Raw genomic sequence first — 19,025 nt, 5'->3', positions numbered from 1 at the left:
TAGAAGGTGCTACATATTTAACACAAGTTCGACATCTTCACAGTTCCAATATCCTTCAGTGGATGTTGATTATTTGCATTTGATTTAAACATTAAGTATGGGTAACCAGACTCAAGCTGAATCATAGCAATTTTAATAAGCATATCACGTGCACTAATATCTAGCGGCTTCTTCTTCACTTTCGGATTGCTCATTAATTCATCGTACATTTCATCAATGTCTATATCATCTAAATGCTTTCCGTATTCTTTATACACCGTATAAGGCGCGAAAACATGGAAAGGTTCGTTTTTCTCAGCAAGCTCAAAGAACTTACTTGGAACGATAATTCCGATTGATAGAGACTGAATACGGCTCTTCTCATCGGCATTTATTTTTTTTGTATCAAGGAATTCAATAATATCCCAATGGAAAATGTTTAAGTATACTGCGCCGGCACCTTTTCGTTGCCCAAGTTGATTTGCATATGAAAACGAATCTTCAAGTAATTTCATAACAGGTACTACACCACTTGCAGCGTTATCGATACCTTTAATTTGCTCACCGCGTGCACGTAGCTTAGACAAGTTTAAAGCTACTCCACCGCCGATTTTTGATAATTGCATTGCAGTATTAATGTTAAAGCCGATTGAATTTAAGCTATCATCCATCTCTAACAAGAAACAAGACACCATTTCTCCTCTTCTGCTTCGTCCCGCATTTAAAAAGGTTGGTGTCGCTGGTTGGTAGTTTTGTTTTACAATCATGCTTGCGAAGTGTTTTGCCTTCGCAACATCACCGCGTCCTAAGTATAATGAAACAATTGCTACACGATCTTCATAGCTTTCTAAGTATTGTTTTTGATCATTTGTTTTTAACGCATAATCTTTGTAGAACTTAGATGCTGCCATATAAGATTGGAACTCAAAGTTTTCACCATAAGCGATGTTATATACCTCTTCTACTTCCTCCAAGCTATACTCGTCCAGAACGTTGTAATAGTAATCATATTCTTTCATATACTCCATTCGCTCTGCCACGCTATTAAAATGAACGGTATTTTCTCTAGCTTCTTCCATAAAGACTTCTAATGCCTCTTTATCTTTATGAAGCTGATAAAAACCGTCCTGCATTTGCGTGATTTCATTATTCAGTTCAATGTGTCGCAATCTCCCGCACCCTTTCCTTAAAATATTCTACATCATTATTTGTTCCTGATAACTCAAATTTTGATACAATAGGCACTTCATATTTAGCAGAAATTTTGTCAGCACTTGCACCGAACATGTCTCCCCAGTTACGATTGCCGCTTGCAGATACGCCTTTTAATTTTTCATTATTGCGCTCTAAAAATTCTAAAACACGTTCTGGTACATTGCCAAAACCTGTTGTATACGTAATTAAAACAAAGTCTTCATCTATTACTAGATCTTCACCAATTTGAACGGCCGGCATATTTAATTTGTGAATGAAACGCTTCACGTTTCCTGTCATAGAATCATATGCAACTATCATTTCCGACCCTCCCTCTCCAATCTATACTCTCTGTATGTTGTTTCTTGATTTCTCTATATATTGTATTACGTTTCAAAATAAGACACAAGATATATGTATAAATTCTTTCTTTTTTTAAATTTTACTTTTCGACAAGACAGTCGATTTTTTTCAATACAATGACTATGAAACAACATTCTAAAACTCATGTCAATAAAGTGCTTTTCAAAAAAGTTGTCAACGAATTTAACCTTATTTTTAAAAAAGTTACCAATATATTTTGTCATAAAACGGCAAATGCTGGAGGAATATATTTCTCCAGCATCACGCAAAAAAGAACAGACATGAAACGATAATCTGTTCTAAAAAACGATTACATTTATCAGTTTTACTTTATTAAATATTATACATATACTTTCGGTTCGCGTTACATACTAAAAGATAACTATTATAGAAAAAGATTATTATTATGGAAATTCAACTTATTTATGAAAAGATTATTCTGAGTGCTCAATGCGCAAAATATCTTTTACAAATATATGATGTGGATTTTCATCTTTATCAATCATTGTACATACAGGAGCTTCTTCATCAAAGTACACAATCATTCCTTCTACGTACTGATATGTATGTTGAACTTGTACGGTTACTTTAATTTCTATAGCCTCTTCATATGCTCTTTTTATTTTCTGAAGCATTTTTGCCGAACACTTTCGTTTCTCTGGATACATGACCATCCCCATAAACCTATTGCCAGCTCTATCTTTCCACATATAATCCCAATGCGGTAATATGCCTTGTTTAAAATCGCCCATAATTCTCCTCCCTATATTCTTCTAGTTACGAACGTGGCGTTTCTGAATATGTATAAATTACTTGTCCGCCGCGCTGTGCGTTCCCAATAATATGTTTAAAATCTTCTCGACTTACTACAACTTCTCTGAACGTATAAAATACATCTTTCGTAACAACATACTCCTTTATTTCACCATTTTTCAGCTGATCCAAAATTGCATTTGCTAATTCTTTATCCATGTATTTCACCTCTATGCAATATTTTATTTTATCGTATATTCTATAGGTCAACAACTGTAAAATTATCCAGGTGCTATACCTTCATTTCATTTTCATTATTTTTCAAAAAAGATCTCTTTAGTATATGTCCACTAAATATCATATACTAACATAGCTACTTCTCTATATCAATCATTTCAGCATTCAATTATGCAAAGTTCCATACCACTATGCTACAATATATAAATAGAATTAGGAGGGATACTATGATTCGGAAAGCAAAAAAGACAGATGCGAAGGCAATTGCACCTTTATTATATAACGCTCTGCACGAAATTGCTGAAAAAATCACAGGCAGCACAGTTGAGACAGAAGTATTACTAGGACTTGAAACATGGTTCTCAAAAGAGAGAAATCGACTGAGCTATGAAAACTGTTTTGTATATGTACAAAACGGGGTTGCAGTTGGGGTTATTGTCGCTTATCACGGTAGTGAAGCAACAAGTCTTGATGCACCAATTGTACATTACTTAAGAGAATTACATAAAGATGAATCAATTACATTAGAAAAAGAAGCTGAACTTGATGAATATTACATTGATACATTATCAGTTTCAAGTGCATATGGCGGAAAAGGAATCGGTTCTCAATTAATTGAAGCTGCTGAAATCCATGCAACTGAAAAGGAGCATGAAAAAATCGCATTACTTGTTAATTTAGAAAACAAACGTGCCTATTCACTATATGAAAAACTAGGTTATAAAAAAGATCAAATCGTTATGCTTGTAGGCGAACCTTATGCACACCTCGTAAAAACATTAAACATCAAAATTTCTATATCTTAAAAAGAAAGCACACGATTTATATATAAATCGTGTGCTTTTATGTTAATTTTGTATTTAATATATTTCCATCCATCGCTTCGTGGAATGTATAGGTTGTACATCCCCATGGCTTCCTATGTAAAATAGGAGAACCAGACCATCCCATCGCTCTCAGCTCCGCACCAACCATTGCATTAATGTAATTATGACCTACAAGAGCAATACTTCCATGTACGAGAGCATAACGGTGTAATAAGTAAGCCGCTTGCCTTGCCCTCTCTCTTACTTCCTTATAAGACTCAACACCTTTATGGTAACCAAGTATCCATAATGTTCGCCCGATAAACATCCATACGTTAGGTTTACATTTCAACCATGTTGGAGCATAAAAATTCGTCGGAATTTCAGCTTCCCTAAAAAGAGAATTTTGCATAAAAGATAAAGAATTCATTAATTCAACTGCTGACTGTATAGCACACCTTTGATCACTCGTTACAATCAACTTTGCTGCTTCAACCGCTTCCATTGTTTCCATTGGTATAGGTGCTTTTTCTGTTATAGTATGTAAGTCATATCCTTTCATCCATTCATGAAAGGATGTAACCGTCATTGGTTCTATAGTACGATCTAAGCGGCCATGACGAATAAAAGAAATCTTCATTCTTTCCACTCTCCATTCATCACTTACGAACTCTATTATGTACTATTTTTAAATATCATACCACGCAAAAAAAGAAAGTTATACACCTTTACATATCCCCACCACTCTCATTTGTGACCCCAGCATGTATACCATCCATCCCATCAAAATATGTAGTCGTTTCATGATGACGAATCTTTTTTAAATTTATATAAGAAAATACAAATAAAGTTAATGCTATAACACTCCCCACAAATTCAAACATCATTTTACCGCCTCTAATTTCTCCCACTTTAGTAGGTTATTGTATTTTTTCATTATACCCCTATATAAAGATGCACGCATTTAAACCGTTCTTTTTTTCTAATAACTTGGAGTTCTTGCATATTTTCTTACAAAATGTGAATATTTTTCGAATTTTTACTTTGGAAACATTTACAAACTAGACAATATGGTTCAAAATAAGAGGAAATAAAAAAAAACCAAAATTATTCTTTTTTTGGAAAACTGTAACAAGGAGAGTTGCTTATGCAGATCGCAGAAACTGGAGATATCATTGAATTTAAAGGTGGAATGCAAGGCCGTGTTCAAAAAGTAAATCAAAACTCCGTTATTGTAGATATAACAATTATGGAAAATTTTAGAGAACTAGATATGGAACCTCTTACAGTTGTAAGTCATAAAAACTATACTGTCATTAATCAAAATGCATAATATAATAGAAAGAAAGGATCTGTATAACATACAGATCCTTTCTTTCTATTATATATTAACGATTATCAATTGTTTCTGGATATAGATCATGGTTCATCATACGGTAGTCTGCCATTTGTTCATACTTCGTGCCTGGGCGACCGTAGTTGCAGTAAGGATCAATTGAAATCCCTCCACGTGGTGTGAATTTCCCCCATACCTCAATGTAACGCGGATCCATTAATTTAATTAAATCATTCATAATAACGTTCATGCAATCTTCGTGGAAGTCACCATGATTGCGGAAACTAAATAAATATAGCTTTAAAGATTTACTCTCTACCATTCTTTGTTCTGGAATGTAGCTAATATAAATTGTTGCAAAATCTGGTTGACCTGTTTTCGGACATAAGCTTGTAAATTCAGGGCAATTAAATTTCACAAAATAATCACGGTTTGGATGATTGTTATCAAATACCTCTAAAATTTCTGGGCTATATTCAAATAAATATTTTGTATTTTGATTTCCTAATAAAGTTACATCTTTTAAATCTTCATCTAATCTTCCTGCCATTTTAAACATCCCTTCTCATTATACTCCGCGTTTATTTCCCCATACTAACGCATGAAGCTGTGGCAATACTTTTGCATTATTCATTTCTTTACAGTTAACCGCTTTTTCAATAAGCCACTCGTATTTATCTAATAATTTTTTAATCAACATCGCATCATCCACAGTTTTTGTATCATCATTCCCTACTTGTAAGAAGAATGGAACATCTGGATAACGTTCATGCATCTTAACTGCATACTCAAAGTCATAATCGTCAAATACTACTACCTTTAAACTAATATCTTTTCCTGCTAGTTTCTGAATAACAGCATCTAACTTCTGAAAATCAGTATTCATCGTCGAACTTGGTGGTTTTGGAGAAATCGTTATCTCATCAATTTGAAGTAACCAATCTTGCCATTTACTCCCTTGCGTTTCGATTGCCGTCCGCATTCCATTCTCTTTTAATATAGAAAGAAGAAACTCAATATTTTTCAACAATGCTGGATTTCCACCTGAAATCGTAACATGAGAAAAATTTTCGCCACCAATTTCTACAAGCTCGTTCCAAACGTCCTCTGCTGTCATCTGTCTAATTTGTTCCTTAGCCGATCCATCCCACGTAAAAGCAGAATCACACCATGCGCAACTATAATCACAGCCAGCTGTACGGATAAACATCGTCTTTTGTCCCACAACCATTCCTTCACCTTGAATGGTCGGACCAAATATTTCTAAGACAGGGATTTTACTCATCGAGCATCCACTCCCGTCTTACTTCCGCATAACTAGTTGGCGTCTCGAAAAGACGAACAAATTCAACACGAGCTCCTTTATATTCGTTCGCACGATTATCTTTTAGTAATGCTTCTGCCATCTTTTCATAAATCCAAACGACCATGTTTTCAGCAGTCGTATTCATTGCTGGTAACGTTTCGTTTAAATAACGATGGTCTAAATAAATTTCTATTTCATTCTTCCAAATTTCTTTTATATCTCCAAAGTCAATCGCAAGACCTATTTCATTTACATATCCACTAATCCCAAATACAACTTTATATGTGTGACCATGTAAGTTTTTACATTTCCCCTCATAACAGTGTAAATGGTGTGCTGCATCAAATGTAAATTCCTTGCTGACCATTACTCTTTTATTATGATATTTGAGCTGTTTACGCTGAATATCCTTGTCCATTTTTTGCAAATTTTCTACGATGCGAAATCCAAAGAAATTATCCATTAGTTATTTGCTCCTTCGCGTTCTTGTAGGTACGTATCTAATCCTGCTTTACGAAGCTGACATGCTGGACATTCACCGCAACCATCACCAATGATTCCGTTATAACATGTTAATGTTTTTTCTCGAACAAACTCGAATGCTCCAAGTTCATCTGATAATTTCCATGTTTCCGCTTTATCAATCCACATAAGTGGTGTATGAATTACGAACGGATAATCCATGGATAAATTTAAAGTAACGTTTAACGATTTCACAAACACGTCACGGCAATCTGGATAACCACTGAAATCAGTTTCACATACACCCGTTACAATATGACGTGCTCCAACTTGTTTTGCTAATACAGCAGCAAATGATAGGAATAGTAAATTTCGTCCATCTACAAACGTCGATGGCAATTCACCTTCTTCATGTGTAATCTCCATATCCGTTCTCGTTAACGCATTTGGAGCAAGTTGATTTAATAGACTCATATCTAGCACCGTATGTTTAATTCCTAGCTCTTTCGCAATTTCCGCTGCACAATCAATTTCTAGTTTATGACGTTGATTGTAATTAAACGTTACAGCTTCTACTTCTGCAAACTGCTCTATTGCCCAAAATAAGCATGTCGTACTATCTTGTCCTCCACTAAAAACAACAACTGCCTTTTCTTTTTTCATTTCACTCATTCTCCTTCTCTACTACGAATAAGAAGAAAGAACGTTCTTGAACTGTCACAATAAAAAAACAAAACAATACCTAAAGATATTGTTGTTTCCATAGTTTTTTATAGAGGGAGTTCGCGAACCTCTCCCGTGCAATGCACGGAATTCCTTCTTTCATTGACAAAGCTTATTGTAACATATTGTATACTACCAGAAAAAATTTCTGATTTTTCCGCTATTTTTCATTTCATTTCTTTCATTTTATAGTATGATGAATTTAATGCGAGAAGAGAGGAGGCACCCCACTGAAACCCTTTATTATTTATCTCTTTCTAAATATATTATTCATCCTTGTTACAATGCTCGTATACCATTTATTTTGGAATCAAAAAGGGAAACGTTCTCCTAAATTAAATTCAGCTATATTTATTGCATTATGTTGCCTCGCTACCATACTATGTATTACTTTCGGAGCAAAAACAAATTATGGATTTCAATTTGATATGCGCCATATCGTATTAATTGTCGGTACATTAACAGGGGGCCCTATTGCTGGTGCTTCCATCTTAACTGTATTAAACATATACCGCTTCTTATTAGGGGGAATAGGTGTTTTTCCATCCCTTATCGCTTCGGTTCTACTGTTTATTGTTCTACTATTAACATACAAACTATTTAACCGAAGTTCTAATCGAATAAAAATAGCACTCGCTATCTTTTACAGTCTCATATTTGGCTTGGGCTGGGTACCTTCTTTCCTCTCAGAGGTTACAAATAGCGCCGATTACATACCCCATATTATCGTGTACGAAATATGTACAATAATTGGAACAATCCTTATTTTATATTTGCTACACATACTACAAATGCAAGTTCGTCTTCAAAACGAACTTATGAATGCCGAAAAATTCCATTTAATTGGAGAAATGGCAGCGTCCATCTCTCATGAGATTCGCAATCCATTAACTTCAACAAAAGGATTTTTACAACTCTTGCAGTCAAATACATGCACTGAGCAAGAGCGAAAATTATATATCGACATAGCCATCAACGGAATCGAACAAGCAAATCATGTTCTTACAGACTACTTAACTTTCGCGAAACCAAGTATTGAAAAAGAACAACAGTTACAAGTAGAGGAAGAATTATTGCATGCCTTATCTTTAATCACACCTCTTGCTAATTTAACAAATGTTCGTATCCACTATATCAAACAAAGTACATCTTTCTATATCGCTGGTGAAAAACAAAAACTAAACCAATGTTTATTAAATATTTTAAAAAACTGTATTGAGGCAATGCCTACAGGCGGTGATCTCGTACTCACTTTAGTTCCAGAGCATAAGCATATACAATTGTATATAAAAGATACAGGAGTTGGTATGGATCAAGAACAAGTAAAACGCCTTGGATCCCCTTTCTACTCAACGAAAGAAAAAGGAACTGGTCTTGGAATGATGGTCGTATTCAGTGTTATTCAAGCTATGAACGGAAAAATTGATATTATAAGCGAAAAAGGTACAGGTACAACCTTCTTATTAACTTTTCCACTCATACAAAAAACGTGATGAAATACTCATCACGTTTTTTCTGTTCCTTCAACTAATTCAGCAAAGGCTTTCACTTTACCATGTGGTTTTTGATTTTCTTTACGTGCTTTCCACGCGCGCTCTTCTTCTTTCTTTTTCTTGGACATACTTTTCAACTCCTTCTGTTCTTTCTCCATGTAGTATTCCAAAATAAGAAAGAAAACTATGCACGTATCAAAAAAGAAGTGGTCTCCCACTTCCTTCTGATTATCGTTGCAAAATTGCGTGTTTCGCCTCTTTTAACTGCGTAAGATGTCTTTGTTCATGCAAATCAAGAAATTGAACCCACTGATACAAATTCAAATCATTAAAAATAGGATGCTTTAATCCATTTTCAAATAAATCTTTTTCATCTATCACACTATGAAGCGCGTGTAATAGTTCTTGTCGTGAATGTTCTAGTAATTGAATTCCTTGCTGTTTTTTCATTAACGTTTCTGTTGGTTCCATTTGCTGAGGAGCTTCTCGTTTATGTGTGCGATCAAGCGTAAGTTGGAGGTCTTTAAATGGAGTCGTGTTTCTTTCATTTTTTTGTAAAGCATATACAAGGGCAGATGTAACTGATTGTTCAACTAAATGCAAGTGATGCAAAATTTGAATAATACTCCATTTATCACGGCGTGGCTTTACATTCACTTCTGTATCATTTAACATTTCAATTTCTGATAATAGCGTGCTTCGAGTAGACTGTAATGAGTTCACCAAACTTTCTAAACTCACATCCATATTAGATTGAAGCATAATTCTTTCCCCCCTTTTTGTTGGTGAAAGAGGTGCTCCTTATTAGAAACACCTCTTTAGTATTCTGAATTTTCTTTTATTATCTCATCATTTTCTAGTTATGTCGATGTTAAACATGTGAAAAAAAGCGCATGTTTTTTACAATTTTGTGTCGTCAATCGCACGTAGCCACGCTTCAATTTCTGTAATGACACTTTTCACACAGCCTTCAGCAAATGGTGATGTTAAATTTGCAACTTCTACTAATTCCAAGAATGATTTACTTCCACCTTGTTGACACAGATTCACATAATCTTCCCATGCCTCTTGTCTATTATCTCTTGCACGTTTCCAAAATTGCAGTGCACAAATTTGTGCTAATGTGTAGTCGATATAGTAGAACGGCGAGCTATAAATATGTCCTTGACGTTGCCAGAATCCACCGCGCTCTAAGTAATCATTATCTTCATAATCACGATGCGGCAAATACTTTTTCTCTATATTACGCCATGCTGTCTTACGCTCTTCTGGTGATGCTTCTGGATTTTCATATACATAATGTTGGTATTCATCAACAGATACACCATACGGTAAAAACAGAAGTGCTGAACTTAAGTGAGAGAAATAATATTTATCTGCATCTTCTTCAAAGAATGACTTCATCCATGGCCATGTAAAGAATTCCATACTCATAGAATGAATTTCACATGCTTCATATGTTGGCCAATTGTATTCTGGAATTTCAAACTTACGACTTTCATATACTTGGAAAGCGTGACCAGCTTCATGTGTTAATACATCAATGTCGCCAGATGTTCCGTTGAAGTTTGAGAAAATAAATGGCGCTTTATAATTCTCAATATATGTACAATATCCGCCACCAGCTTTTCCTTTTTTCGCAACTAAATCTAATAAATCATTATCTAGCATGAAATTGAAAAATTCATCCGTTTCAGCCGATAACTCTTTATACATCGTTTTCCCATGATTAACAATCCAATCCGCATCTCCTTTTGGAGTTGGATTACCAGTAGCAAACTCAAAGTTTTCGTCGTAATATGCTAACTTCTCTACACCAATACGTGCTTGTTGTCGTTTTCTTAACTCCGTTGTAACGGGAACGATATAATCTAGTACTTGCTGACGATAATTCGCCACCATTTCCGCATTATAATCTGTACGGTACATTCTTGCATATCCAAGTTCAACAAAGTTTTTGAAACCTAAAGATTTGGCGATTTTCGTTCTCACTTTAACAAGCTCATCATAAATACGATCTAACTCTTCCTCATTCTCAGCTAAAAATCCGTAATATGCTTCACTTGCTGCTTTACGTTCACTTCTTTCTTTCCCTTGCATAAACGGAATCAGTTGCGATAACGTTCTTTCTTCTCCTGCAAAGTCAATTTTTGCAGATGCTAATAACTGTGTATATTGTGAAGACAATTTATTCTCTAATTGTAAATCTTTCACAACTTCATCAGAGTATGTTTTCAAATCACACTCCGCTAAAGCAAATAATTGCTTTCCATAATACGCTTCTAATTCTTCACGGAATGGAGAATGAATTAACGCATTATAATACTTTGTACCATATCCTTGTACAACTGGAGAGAATTCATCAAAGAAATCTTGCTCTTCCTTATAAAAAGCATCTGTCGTATCAACAGAATGACGAATGTAACAAAGGTTCCCCATTGTACCGAAGTCGTTGCGAATTTCGTTAATTGAATTGATGACTTGTTTTTGTTCTTCTACCGTTTTTACGTTATCAAACTTCTCTAAAGCAACGGTAAACTTTTCTTTTAATTCTTCAATATTTGGCCGTTTATATTCATAGTCTTTAAATGACATGAACGAGCCTCCTCTCCATTATGTGCATCCTTACTATAATTCAATGCTTACTTACAAATCTCCTCTTATTCTTCAACAAAATACGGCAGATGCTGTCATAATTACATGTAAACAAAAGAACCTTGGATTTCTTTATCCAAAGCTCTTTTGAAACATACTATTATTTTTCATATTTTCCAATCTTTTTTAATAGAGCTAGTAATTCATCCTTTTCCTCTTTCGTTAACATTTCAAAAGACTGATGTATAACTTGCTCATGCCCTGGAAAAATAGAAGCAATAAAGCTCTCTCCAGATTCAGTTAGTTGTGCATAAATAACACGTCTGTCATTCGGGCACGGAATTCTCTTTACTAGTCCCTTTTTCTCTAGCTTATCTACAACATATGTAATGCTGCCACTAGCTATTAAAATACGCTCACCAATTTGCTGAAGTGGTTGACCGCCTTTATGATATAACAGTTCTAATACAGCAAATTCAGTTGGATTTAGCCCGTTACTTTGTATAGATTTATTTGTAGTATCCATAACAGAACGATGTACACGAGATAATGCAATAAATACTTTTAAAGATTGAGAAATATCTTCTCGTTCATTATTTGATGTCATACAACTTTCAACCCTTCACTTAAATTCTCAGTAATAAAAAGAAAAAACAACTTAGTACTTCATCTGAATTCCGAATGAGTATTCACTCATTCATTTCCTCTCCCCAAATATATTATGAATGATTCTTGAATAAAAACATGACAATTTTAACATAGTTTATATATAATGATAATAAAAAAGAAGGAGTACCAAATTTGAAAGTCAAATTCCACAGCATAGTTTTATATATAGTTCTTGTTATCCTACCAACGATAGGGATTGGTGCTACATTTTATTCATATCATTCGTATAAAATGAAGCAGGAAAACAAACTATCTGCTCACACGGTTCTCTTTTTATATAGAGACTATTTAGATCATCACCTTGGTGAAGCAATTTCCGCATTAAAAATGCTCTCAAAGGTCGTAGGAACCGAGACTGGAAATATAAATGGAGTTAAACAAATTGTACATGATACAGATGGAAACGATGCACGTTTTTCTGGTTTATATTACGCTACACCAGAAGGAATCATTACAATCGCATCTGAAGGCGACCGGCCACCTGTTGATGTCTCAGATCGCAAATATATTCAAGACGTATTGCAAACGAAGAAAACAACTGTATCATCAGTCATTACAGATCGTGTTCTTGGACATCAAGCTATTATGATTGCTTCTCCCATTTTCAATAAACAGAAGGAAATCTCAGGCTTATTGTTAGCAAGTTTACGCTTTGACTACATTTCAGCATCTTTAAATGCCATTAAGCCACAATATCATTTTGAAGTAACTGATAAACATGATGTAGTTTTTCTCACCGATGATAATAACGAAACAAGTGATGCGCATTCTAATATGCTTACTACCCCACTCAAAAGATTAAATTGGAAGGTCTCTGTTTCTCCATTGCCTATCCATCAAAAAACTTTATATCAGTGGGTTGCAATAGAGTGTATAGCTACTTTATTTTTAATGTCTATTTTATTTTTACTTGCTCAATATATGTTGTTAAAACGTCAAACAAAACTGGAAAGACAACAAAATGAACTACAAAAAATTGAATTAGTTGGAACTTTTGCAGCTAGTACAGCCCACGAAATCCGTAATCCTCTTACCGGAATTAAAGGGCTCGTCGCTCTATTAAAAGAGAAATATAAAGATGAACAAGATCAGTTTTATTTTTCCATCATCGAACAAGAAATAGAACGGATTAATGAAATTGTAAGCGAATTTCTTATTCTTGGAAAGCCAACTGCTATCATTGAACAAACATATGATGTGAGAACCATTCTAAATGAGGTAGCATTAATTATTCAATCTGAGGCGAATCTACATAACATTGTATTCCATTTACATTTGCCAGACCATCCTGTTCATATCCGTTGCTCAAAAGACCATATGAAACAAGTGGTTTTAAACATTACAAAAAATGCAATTGAAGCCATGAATTCTGGTGACACACTGACCATTTCCGTAACAAACAATGAGACACACGCACAATTGAAAATTACAGATACTGGAAAGGGAATTCCGAAACATATTCAAAAACACCTCTTTCATCCGTTCTTTACTAATAAAGATACTGGAACCGGTCTTGGACTTGTCATATGTAAACGAATTGTAGAGATGTACAATGGGCATATTTTTATTGATAGTATAGAAAATGAAGGAACGACAGTTCATATCGAAATTCCGTTACACCTAGTATAATTATCCTTATCCCAAAAGGGTAATTATACTTATTTCATAAAACCAGCCACAAGCATTCGCCAAAAATTACTTGATTTCCCTTCATACCCAATTTGAAAAATAGGTACCTTTATAATTGATAACCATTTTGGTGTTTGTTTTTCTTTATAACACTGGTACTGTAAAATAAGCTTGTCCAATTCTTGACTCACTTGAATTGTCTCCATACTATTTAACCCACTTGTTAAACCTAATTGAATCATTTCTTCACGTTTCATATGAATATCACGTGAAAGCTTTTCTAATGTGTACTTCCTTTTTACAGTAAACATCCATATCCCCCTTATTATACTTCCGTGCTCTCGACTTTACTTCTCCATCGGCCTTTTAACTACTTAATCATATTTGAATTTGAAGAATCAGAAAATTTAACATTTTCTCCCTGTAATTTACAAATCTTTACCCTCACTTTGAGAATTATTACAAATTATTCTATCTTTGTAAATACATTCGCAATAATAGACATTTTTTTCATCTTCTTTTTTTACAAATACCAATTAAATAGCGGATTCTCTATTTTCCATATACTTTTCTTCGACATTTTTTGTTTAATTTATATAAAAACGCAAAACATAATGATGATTGATAAAGTGAAATTTAATCATTGGGGATTTTGTCCATTCCTCACTGCTCGCAAATAGCGGGATAAAATAGAAAGGAAATATTTATATGCGCAAATATACGATTGCATTGCTTATATTTACTATGTTTTTACCATCCTTCTTGTTTCCTGTTCAAGCAAAGGCCCATACAAACAAAGTCGCTATTGTCATTGATGACTTCGGCAATAATATGAAGGGGACTGATAAAATGTTATCACTTCCTATTCCACTGACTGTTGCCGTTATGCCTTTTCTCCCTTCCACAAAGGAAGATGCGATAGCGGCTCATAAGAAAGGGCACGAAGTTATTATACATATGCCAATGGAACCTATTAAAGGTAAAAAAGAATGGCTTGGACCAAAAGCAATTACAACTGATTTAAGCGACGAAGAAATAAATAACCGACTCGAACAAGCGATTCAAGAAGTACCGCATGCAATTGGCATGAACAATCATATGGGATCAAAAGTGACCGCGGACGAAAGAATTGTACGACTTATACTTGCAGCTTGTAAAAAACACGGTTTATTTTATTTAGATAGCAAAACAAATCCTAAGAGTGTTGTCCCAAAAATCGGGAAAGAATTAGGAGTGCCTATTATTGAAAATCAATTATTTTTTGATGATGTGTATACGGCGGCACATATTTCAAAACAAGCCCAATTACTCATTAAAAAACTTCAAGAAAAACCGATTATGGTAGCTATTGGACACGTTGGACCTCCAGGTGAAATTACATCACGTGTTATAGAAACTTCTATTCCTAACATTCGCGCGCATGCAGATTTTATTTTTTTATCTGATTTAGCACTATCTCCACCTCCTGTTTCAAAATAAGATTCATTACTTACACTAAAAAGGTACCAATCTGCATATAGCAAATTGGTACCTTTCCTTTTCACCTTAAATATAATCTACATGACTCACCCTGAATCCTTTTTTCTCTATTTTTTCGATTAATTGCTTTAATCTTTTTTCATTTAACTCATCTGCTATATTTACGATAACGCGGCGAATATATTGATCACCGTTATCTAGTGTAAATAATCCACCGATATTAAATGCTTTCAACAATGTCCCAAGTTCTTTAATCGTTCCCTTACAATCTTGTGTTGCAATTGTTAATATATAACCACCCGTCCGCATACCGAATGAATCTTCAATAACATCAAATATATTGGAATGCGTTAAGATACCGACAAATTCATTATAGTCATTTAGCACAGCTAAAAATGGAAGTCTACGAATAACATAAAATGCTCTAAAAAAAGAATCCTTTTCAAAAATAAATGCGGAGGAATCTCCCAGCATATGTTCCGCACTTAATTTCTCTAATCCGCTATTACACTTCTTTTCTAAAAGATCTACTTTATAAATAATCCCTATGAATTTCTTTTCATCTTCTGCTAATACAGGGATTGCTCGAAATCCCGTTTCATTCATAATGTGCAAAGCCTCTTCACCTGAATCGTTCATTTTGCAAAATGTTACTTGCTGTTTTGGCAGAAAATGATATTTAACTCGCAAAATATGTTCCTCCTTACATGTCAACATGTAATCTATATATAATAAGGAGACCTATATTTTATGAGTGAAATTATTTTTAAAACGCTTTCATTTTTTATTGACTTGTAACGACATCACAAACATTTTATATAACAGAGCTCTTTGCACCTTTTATCATTAACAACTTTACATGGTAATTCATTAAATATTCTATACCCTCTAGCCATTTTTTCGCTTCTTCTGGAGTTTTCCCCCACACAATCATGCCATAATTATGAACAAGAACTACTCCTCCACCTTCAATAAAATTCGGTACATTATTTTCTAATAAATCAGCAAATTTCTTCTCATCTTCTACAATGGGAATTGTCATTTCTGTTATACCTTCTTTTCCAAAAACACGTTCCACACTACGTTTATCGAATGTTACTTCCCCTTCTTCTCCATATAACTCTGATATTAAATGACTATCTACAGTCTGCACTTGTAAAATACATTCTGCACTACTTTTTTTATAAATATCCGCATGCATAAACGATTCTGCAGCTGGTTTTTCTTCATTTTCAAATACTGGCTCACACATACAATTAACAACAATAAAGTCTTCTTCTGAAAATAACCCTTTATCTCTTCCCTCAACGTTTATTAAAAAAGTTAACGGCTCTTTTGACGTACAGAGTGATAAACTAATTTTTGTACCATAAAACCAATCACGAAGTGCCAATTCAGATTTCACATCTTTTAATTCATTCCATTTTTTTAGAAAAAATAACATTTCGTCACCCCCGGCATAATATTTATATAATGTTCGAATCCTTTCTATGTAAAAGGAGTATTTTTTGATTATTCTAAAAATTTAATTGAATTATCACATGATAACGCCTTTTTGTCAATATAGTTTCATAGCTCTTCTTTAAAATGGGCCATCCATATATCTATACTTCTGTCTATTCCCTATTTCATTTTGTACATAAAAAATACGTTATTCTTTTTAAATCAAAGAATAACGTATTTTCTCATCTTTTATTTCTTTATTGCGTTATATAAAAACTGTGCATATTGTTCACGTGTTACGAAATCATCACCTAAAAAGTTTCCTTTTCCATCACCTTTTGATATATTATTATCCGCTAAATCTTTCACATAGCCTTCTGCCCAATGACCTTTTGGCACATCAGTAAAGCTCTCTACACTCTTTTCATTTCCCTTTAACTGAAATACTTTTTGTAATACTACTGACATTTCATATCGAGTTAATACTCCATCTGGACGGAACTCCCCAGTACCATCTCCTTGCATAATTCCAGCTTGCGCAACTGTGGCAATCTCTTGCTCAAACATATGCCCTTTCGTATCTGTAAATCTCTCTTTCTGCTCTACTTTATTTTCTAATTTCAAGTACCTTTGTACTAAAGACGCAACTTGTCCACGAGTAATACTATCCCCAAATCCAAATTGTCCATTTCCATATCCCTTGAAAATATTTTCTTTCGCTAAATAATGAATTGCTTCTTCTGACCAATGTCCTTTTGGTACATCTTTAAATTCTACTACTTCTACTTTTTCATCTTCTTTAGAAGTATTGTTTTCTTTAGAATTGTTGTCCCCTTTACTTTCTACTACATTTTGAATTACAGATCCTGTAAAGAAAATACCTGTATCTGCAAATGGATCTTTCACTCCAAATTCATATACTTTCTCACCTGGTGTACTCCATTTCACTACACCATTACTATACGTACCACCATCACTCTTCAGACGGATTTTTGTAGATACCTCGCCGTCTTTTTCGTATATAGGTACTTTTACTTCTTTATTTACTTCTGTATCCTCTAGAAAGACTTTTTGGTTTTGAACATTAATATAAGCCTTCTTACTTAGTTCTATTACTGGTCTAACATCGCGGATTTCATTTGCAACAAAACTTAAATATACTAACTTATTCAACTTACTAACTGGCGATAAGTCTGAAATATAATTTGCTTCTAAATCAAGTTTTTGTAAGTTTACTAGATTTGATAATGGAGTAATATCCTTTAACTCATTATTAGGTAAATCTAATTCTGTAAGCTGAGTCATTTTAGCAAGTGGTGTCACATCTTCAATTTGATTTTTACCGATAAATAATTTATTTAATTGATTCATTTGATCAATACCCGATAAATCTTTAACTTTATTACGCGTTAATACTAAATCTTTTAAAGGTAATGAATATAACGGTTTAATATCTTCAATTTGATTACCTGCTAAAGTTAAGTATGTTACATTTTTCAACGCGCTTAATGGAGCAACATTCGTAATTTTATTATTTGCTAAATTCAAGTAATCTAGTTGTTCCATTTTCGCTAATGCTGTTACGTCTTCTATTTGGTTGCCTGATAGATATAAACTTTTTACATTTTTCATTTCAACGAGTGGTGCAACGTTTGTAATTTTATTATTACTCAAATCAAGAGATGCTAAATTATCCAGCTTAACAAGTGGTGTTACATCTGAAAATTCATTACCACGCAAAGCTAAATGATTTAATTGCTTTAAATTAGCAAAGAACGACGGATCTGTTATCTTCGCATTCGCAACTGTTAAAGATTTTAAATTTGGCATATATTTTAATGCACTATAATCAAGAATCTCATTCGTGTTTAAAAACAAGTCCTTTACTTGTAATAACTCCTCTTTCGTAATTGGTGTATTTAAATCTTTTCTATTAAATACTTTTTTATTAACAAGTTCTCTTAATTTGTTATCTGTTATCATATTTTGACTATCAACTGGACGATCCGTTTCCGTATTGCCTGAATTAGAGTTATCATCTGGTTTCTCTGTTTCTTTGTCACCTACAGTTGAATCTTTAATTTCAAATTGAACTTGATATTTGTGATCATATCCGATGGCCGGAATAAGTATATGCATTTGCATATTATGCTTCTTCTCAAATTCGCCAATTTCAAATTGGACCACTTTCGTTCCATTTTTCCTCTTATCTTCTGATAAAACTTTCACATCTTGAAATACACCAGGTTGGTTTTTATCCTCTATTCTAAGATATTGAAAATAATCGCTATCTTGTATTGTTACAGTAACGATTTTTTTCCCATCTTCAATTGCTACTTTAGGATTTTTTATGTACTGAGAAACCATAGATGGCTCATCTTTTTGATCCTTATATATTTTAATCTCAGTATCGTATGTACGTTCACTAGCTGCTGCCACCGACTGGTTCGCTTCAGCTTTTAGTGCTGCTAATGCGGGAGTAGAGTATGTAGCAAATGGAATTGCTAATGTTGTGGCTACTACTAGCGCCTTAATATAACTTTTTTTCAAAATAATAT

General features: G+C 33.8%; 22 protein-coding genes, 1 pseudogene and 1 riboswitch. Of the genes and pseudogenes, 5 read left to right on the top strand and 18 right to left on the bottom strand.

Translation table 11 applies throughout. The features are described from left to right. Positions 1-20: 20 nt before the first annotated feature. From GFJ36_RS06150 to GFJ36_RS06135, 4 genes and pseudogenes are all read right to left on the bottom strand, one after another. Positions 21-1,148: pseudogene (locus GFJ36_RS06150) on the bottom strand (ribonucleotide reductase N-terminal alpha domain-containing protein); the annotation flags it as partial. Further along, on the bottom strand, positions 1,135-1,494 hold the full coding sequence (gene nrdI, locus GFJ36_RS06145; RefSeq protein WP_000634376.1) for a class Ib ribonucleoside-diphosphate reductase assembly flavoprotein NrdI: 360 nt from the start codon (positions 1,492-1,494) through the stop codon (positions 1,135-1,137). The pseudogene GFJ36_RS06150 and the gene nrdI, both read right to left, overlap by 14 nt. Before the next feature lie 476 nt (positions 1,495-1,970). Continuing rightward, a complete protein-coding gene (locus tag GFJ36_RS06140) occupies positions 1,971-2,288 on the bottom strand; it encodes a hypothetical protein (protein WP_000502198.1) in 318 nt (105 codons plus the stop codon). A 25-nt stretch (positions 2,289-2,313) separates the two neighbouring features. Continuing rightward, the gene (locus GFJ36_RS06135) at positions 2,314-2,508 is read right to left on the bottom strand and encodes a hypothetical protein (protein ID WP_000356682.1); all 195 of its coding nucleotides are present in this window, start codon (positions 2,506-2,508) and stop codon (positions 2,314-2,316) included. Between the two features lie 245 nt (positions 2,509-2,753). Here GFJ36_RS06135 and GFJ36_RS06130 point away from each other — a divergent pair, with 245 nt between their 5' ends. Further along, positions 2,754-3,332: a GNAT family N-acetyltransferase gene (locus tag GFJ36_RS06130; protein ID WP_097890385.1), complete on the top strand. Its 579-nt coding sequence runs from the start codon at positions 2,754-2,756 to the stop codon at positions 3,330-3,332. Between the two features lie 37 nt (positions 3,333-3,369). Here GFJ36_RS06130 and GFJ36_RS06125 read toward each other — a convergent pair whose 3' ends face one another. After that, the gene (locus GFJ36_RS06125; RefSeq protein ID WP_097890387.1) at positions 3,370-3,972 is read right to left on the bottom strand and encodes a histidine phosphatase family protein; all 603 of its coding nucleotides are present in this window, start codon (positions 3,970-3,972) and stop codon (positions 3,370-3,372) included. A gap of 88 nt (positions 3,973-4,060) precedes the next feature. Next, entirely contained in the window at positions 4,061-4,216 is a 156-nt protein-coding gene (locus tag GFJ36_RS29020) for a hypothetical protein (protein ID WP_063261962.1), read from the bottom strand. Positions 4,217-4,479: 263 nt separating this feature from the next. Here GFJ36_RS29020 and GFJ36_RS06120 point away from each other — a divergent pair, with 263 nt between their 5' ends. Continuing rightward, entirely contained in the window at positions 4,480-4,665 is a 186-nt protein-coding gene (locus tag GFJ36_RS06120) for a YkvS family protein (RefSeq protein ID WP_001165081.1), read from the top strand. Between the two features lie 55 nt (positions 4,666-4,720). On the opposite strand, the gene queF is transcribed toward GFJ36_RS06120, so the two are convergent. Genes queF through queC form a run of 4 tightly spaced genes read right to left on the bottom strand, consistent with a single transcriptional unit; the run spans position 4,721 to position 7,099 of the window. Beyond that, positions 4,721-5,218, bottom strand: a complete 498-nt coding sequence (gene queF / locus GFJ36_RS06115; protein ID WP_000918895.1) for a preQ(1) synthase — start codon at positions 5,216-5,218, stop codon at positions 4,721-4,723. 18 nt (positions 5,219-5,236) lie between these two features. Further along, positions 5,237-5,953 (bottom strand): 7-carboxy-7-deazaguanine synthase QueE, encoded by a 717-nt coding sequence (gene queE, locus GFJ36_RS06110; protein WP_000036302.1) that lies wholly within the window; start codon positions 5,951-5,953, stop codon positions 5,237-5,239. Next, complete coding sequence (gene queD, locus GFJ36_RS06105) at positions 5,946-6,437, bottom strand: 6-carboxytetrahydropterin synthase QueD (RefSeq protein ID WP_000368411.1); 492 nt, start codon at positions 6,435-6,437, stop codon at positions 5,946-5,948. Before queD ends, queE begins: the two co-directional genes overlap by 8 nt. Next, positions 6,437-7,099 carry a 7-cyano-7-deazaguanine synthase QueC gene (gene queC, locus GFJ36_RS06100; protein ID WP_000711595.1) on the bottom strand — a complete coding sequence of 221 codons (663 nt, stop codon included), beginning with the start codon at positions 7,097-7,099 and terminating at the stop codon, positions 6,437-6,439. Before queC ends, queD begins: the two co-directional genes overlap by 1 nt. A 93-nt stretch (positions 7,100-7,192) precedes the next feature. Then, positions 7,193-7,236, bottom strand: a riboswitch (PreQ1 riboswitch). 207 nt (positions 7,237-7,443) lie between these two features. Here queC and GFJ36_RS06095 point away from each other — a divergent pair. Then, on the top strand, positions 7,444-8,652 hold the full coding sequence (locus GFJ36_RS06095; RefSeq protein WP_097890391.1) for an ATP-binding protein: 1,209 nt from the start codon (positions 7,444-7,446) through the stop codon (positions 8,650-8,652). Between the two features lie 11 nt (positions 8,653-8,663). On the opposite strand, the gene GFJ36_RS29410 is transcribed toward GFJ36_RS06095, so the two are convergent. The 4 genes from GFJ36_RS29410 to GFJ36_RS06080 form a co-directional block, all read right to left on the bottom strand. After that, entirely contained in the window at positions 8,664-8,780 is a 117-nt protein-coding gene (locus GFJ36_RS29410; RefSeq protein WP_000038254.1) for a DUF6254 family protein, read from the bottom strand. Between the two features lie 100 nt (positions 8,781-8,880). Further along, the gene (locus GFJ36_RS06090) at positions 8,881-9,414 is read right to left on the bottom strand and encodes a DinB family protein (protein ID WP_087984814.1); all 534 of its coding nucleotides are present in this window, start codon (positions 9,412-9,414) and stop codon (positions 8,881-8,883) included. A 138-nt stretch (positions 9,415-9,552) separates the two neighbouring features. Next, positions 9,553-11,247, bottom strand: coding sequence for a M3 family oligoendopeptidase (locus GFJ36_RS06085; protein ID WP_087984813.1), 1,695 nt, complete (start codon positions 11,245-11,247; stop codon positions 9,553-9,555). Positions 11,248-11,407: 160 nt separating this feature from the next. Then, on the bottom strand, positions 11,408-11,854 hold the full coding sequence (locus GFJ36_RS06080) for a MarR family winged helix-turn-helix transcriptional regulator (protein WP_000203344.1): 447 nt from the start codon (positions 11,852-11,854) through the stop codon (positions 11,408-11,410). A gap of 194 nt (positions 11,855-12,048) precedes the next feature. Between GFJ36_RS06080 and GFJ36_RS06075 the strand changes: the two genes are divergently transcribed. After that, a complete protein-coding gene (locus GFJ36_RS06075) occupies positions 12,049-13,545 on the top strand; it encodes a DUF3149 domain-containing protein (protein ID WP_088608351.1) in 1,497 nt (498 codons plus the stop codon). Positions 13,546-13,574: 29 nt separating this feature from the next. Here the strand turns inward: GFJ36_RS06075 and GFJ36_RS06070 are convergent, their stop codons facing one another. Further along, on the bottom strand, positions 13,575-13,856 hold the full coding sequence (locus tag GFJ36_RS06070) for an aspartyl-phosphate phosphatase Spo0E family protein (RefSeq protein WP_000495532.1): 282 nt from the start codon (positions 13,854-13,856) through the stop codon (positions 13,575-13,577). 397 nt (positions 13,857-14,253) lie between these two features. Between GFJ36_RS06070 and GFJ36_RS06065 the strand changes: the two genes are divergently transcribed. Further along, positions 14,254-15,024, top strand: a complete 771-nt coding sequence (locus GFJ36_RS06065) for a divergent polysaccharide deacetylase family protein (RefSeq protein ID WP_046958227.1) — start codon at positions 14,254-14,256, stop codon at positions 15,022-15,024. A 66-nt stretch (positions 15,025-15,090) separates the two neighbouring features. Here GFJ36_RS06065 and cbpA read toward each other — a convergent pair whose 3' ends face one another. From cbpA to GFJ36_RS06050, 3 genes are all read right to left on the bottom strand, one after another. Then, positions 15,091-15,714, bottom strand: a complete 624-nt coding sequence (gene cbpA / locus GFJ36_RS06060) for a cyclic di-AMP binding protein CbpA (RefSeq protein WP_048545012.1) — start codon at positions 15,712-15,714, stop codon at positions 15,091-15,093. A gap of 124 nt (positions 15,715-15,838) precedes the next feature. Next, positions 15,839-16,468: a class II aldolase/adducin family protein gene (locus GFJ36_RS06055; protein ID WP_048545015.1), complete on the bottom strand. Its 630-nt coding sequence runs from the start codon at positions 16,466-16,468 to the stop codon at positions 15,839-15,841. Between the two features lie 248 nt (positions 16,469-16,716). Further along, positions 16,717-19,017 (bottom strand): NEAT domain-containing leucine-rich repeat protein, encoded by a 2,301-nt coding sequence (locus GFJ36_RS06050; protein ID WP_097890393.1) that lies wholly within the window; start codon positions 19,015-19,017, stop codon positions 16,717-16,719. Positions 19,018-19,025: the final 8 nt, after the last annotated feature.

Origin of the sequence: Bacillus sp. EE-W1 (assembly GCF_009760835.1) — a bacterium.
Taxonomy (GTDB): domain Bacteria; phylum Bacillota; class Bacilli; order Bacillales; family Bacillaceae_G; genus Bacillus_A; species Bacillus_A wiedmannii.
Note: the sequence above shows the minus strand (reverse complement) of the source record. Positions and strands in the feature narration are given on the sequence as shown.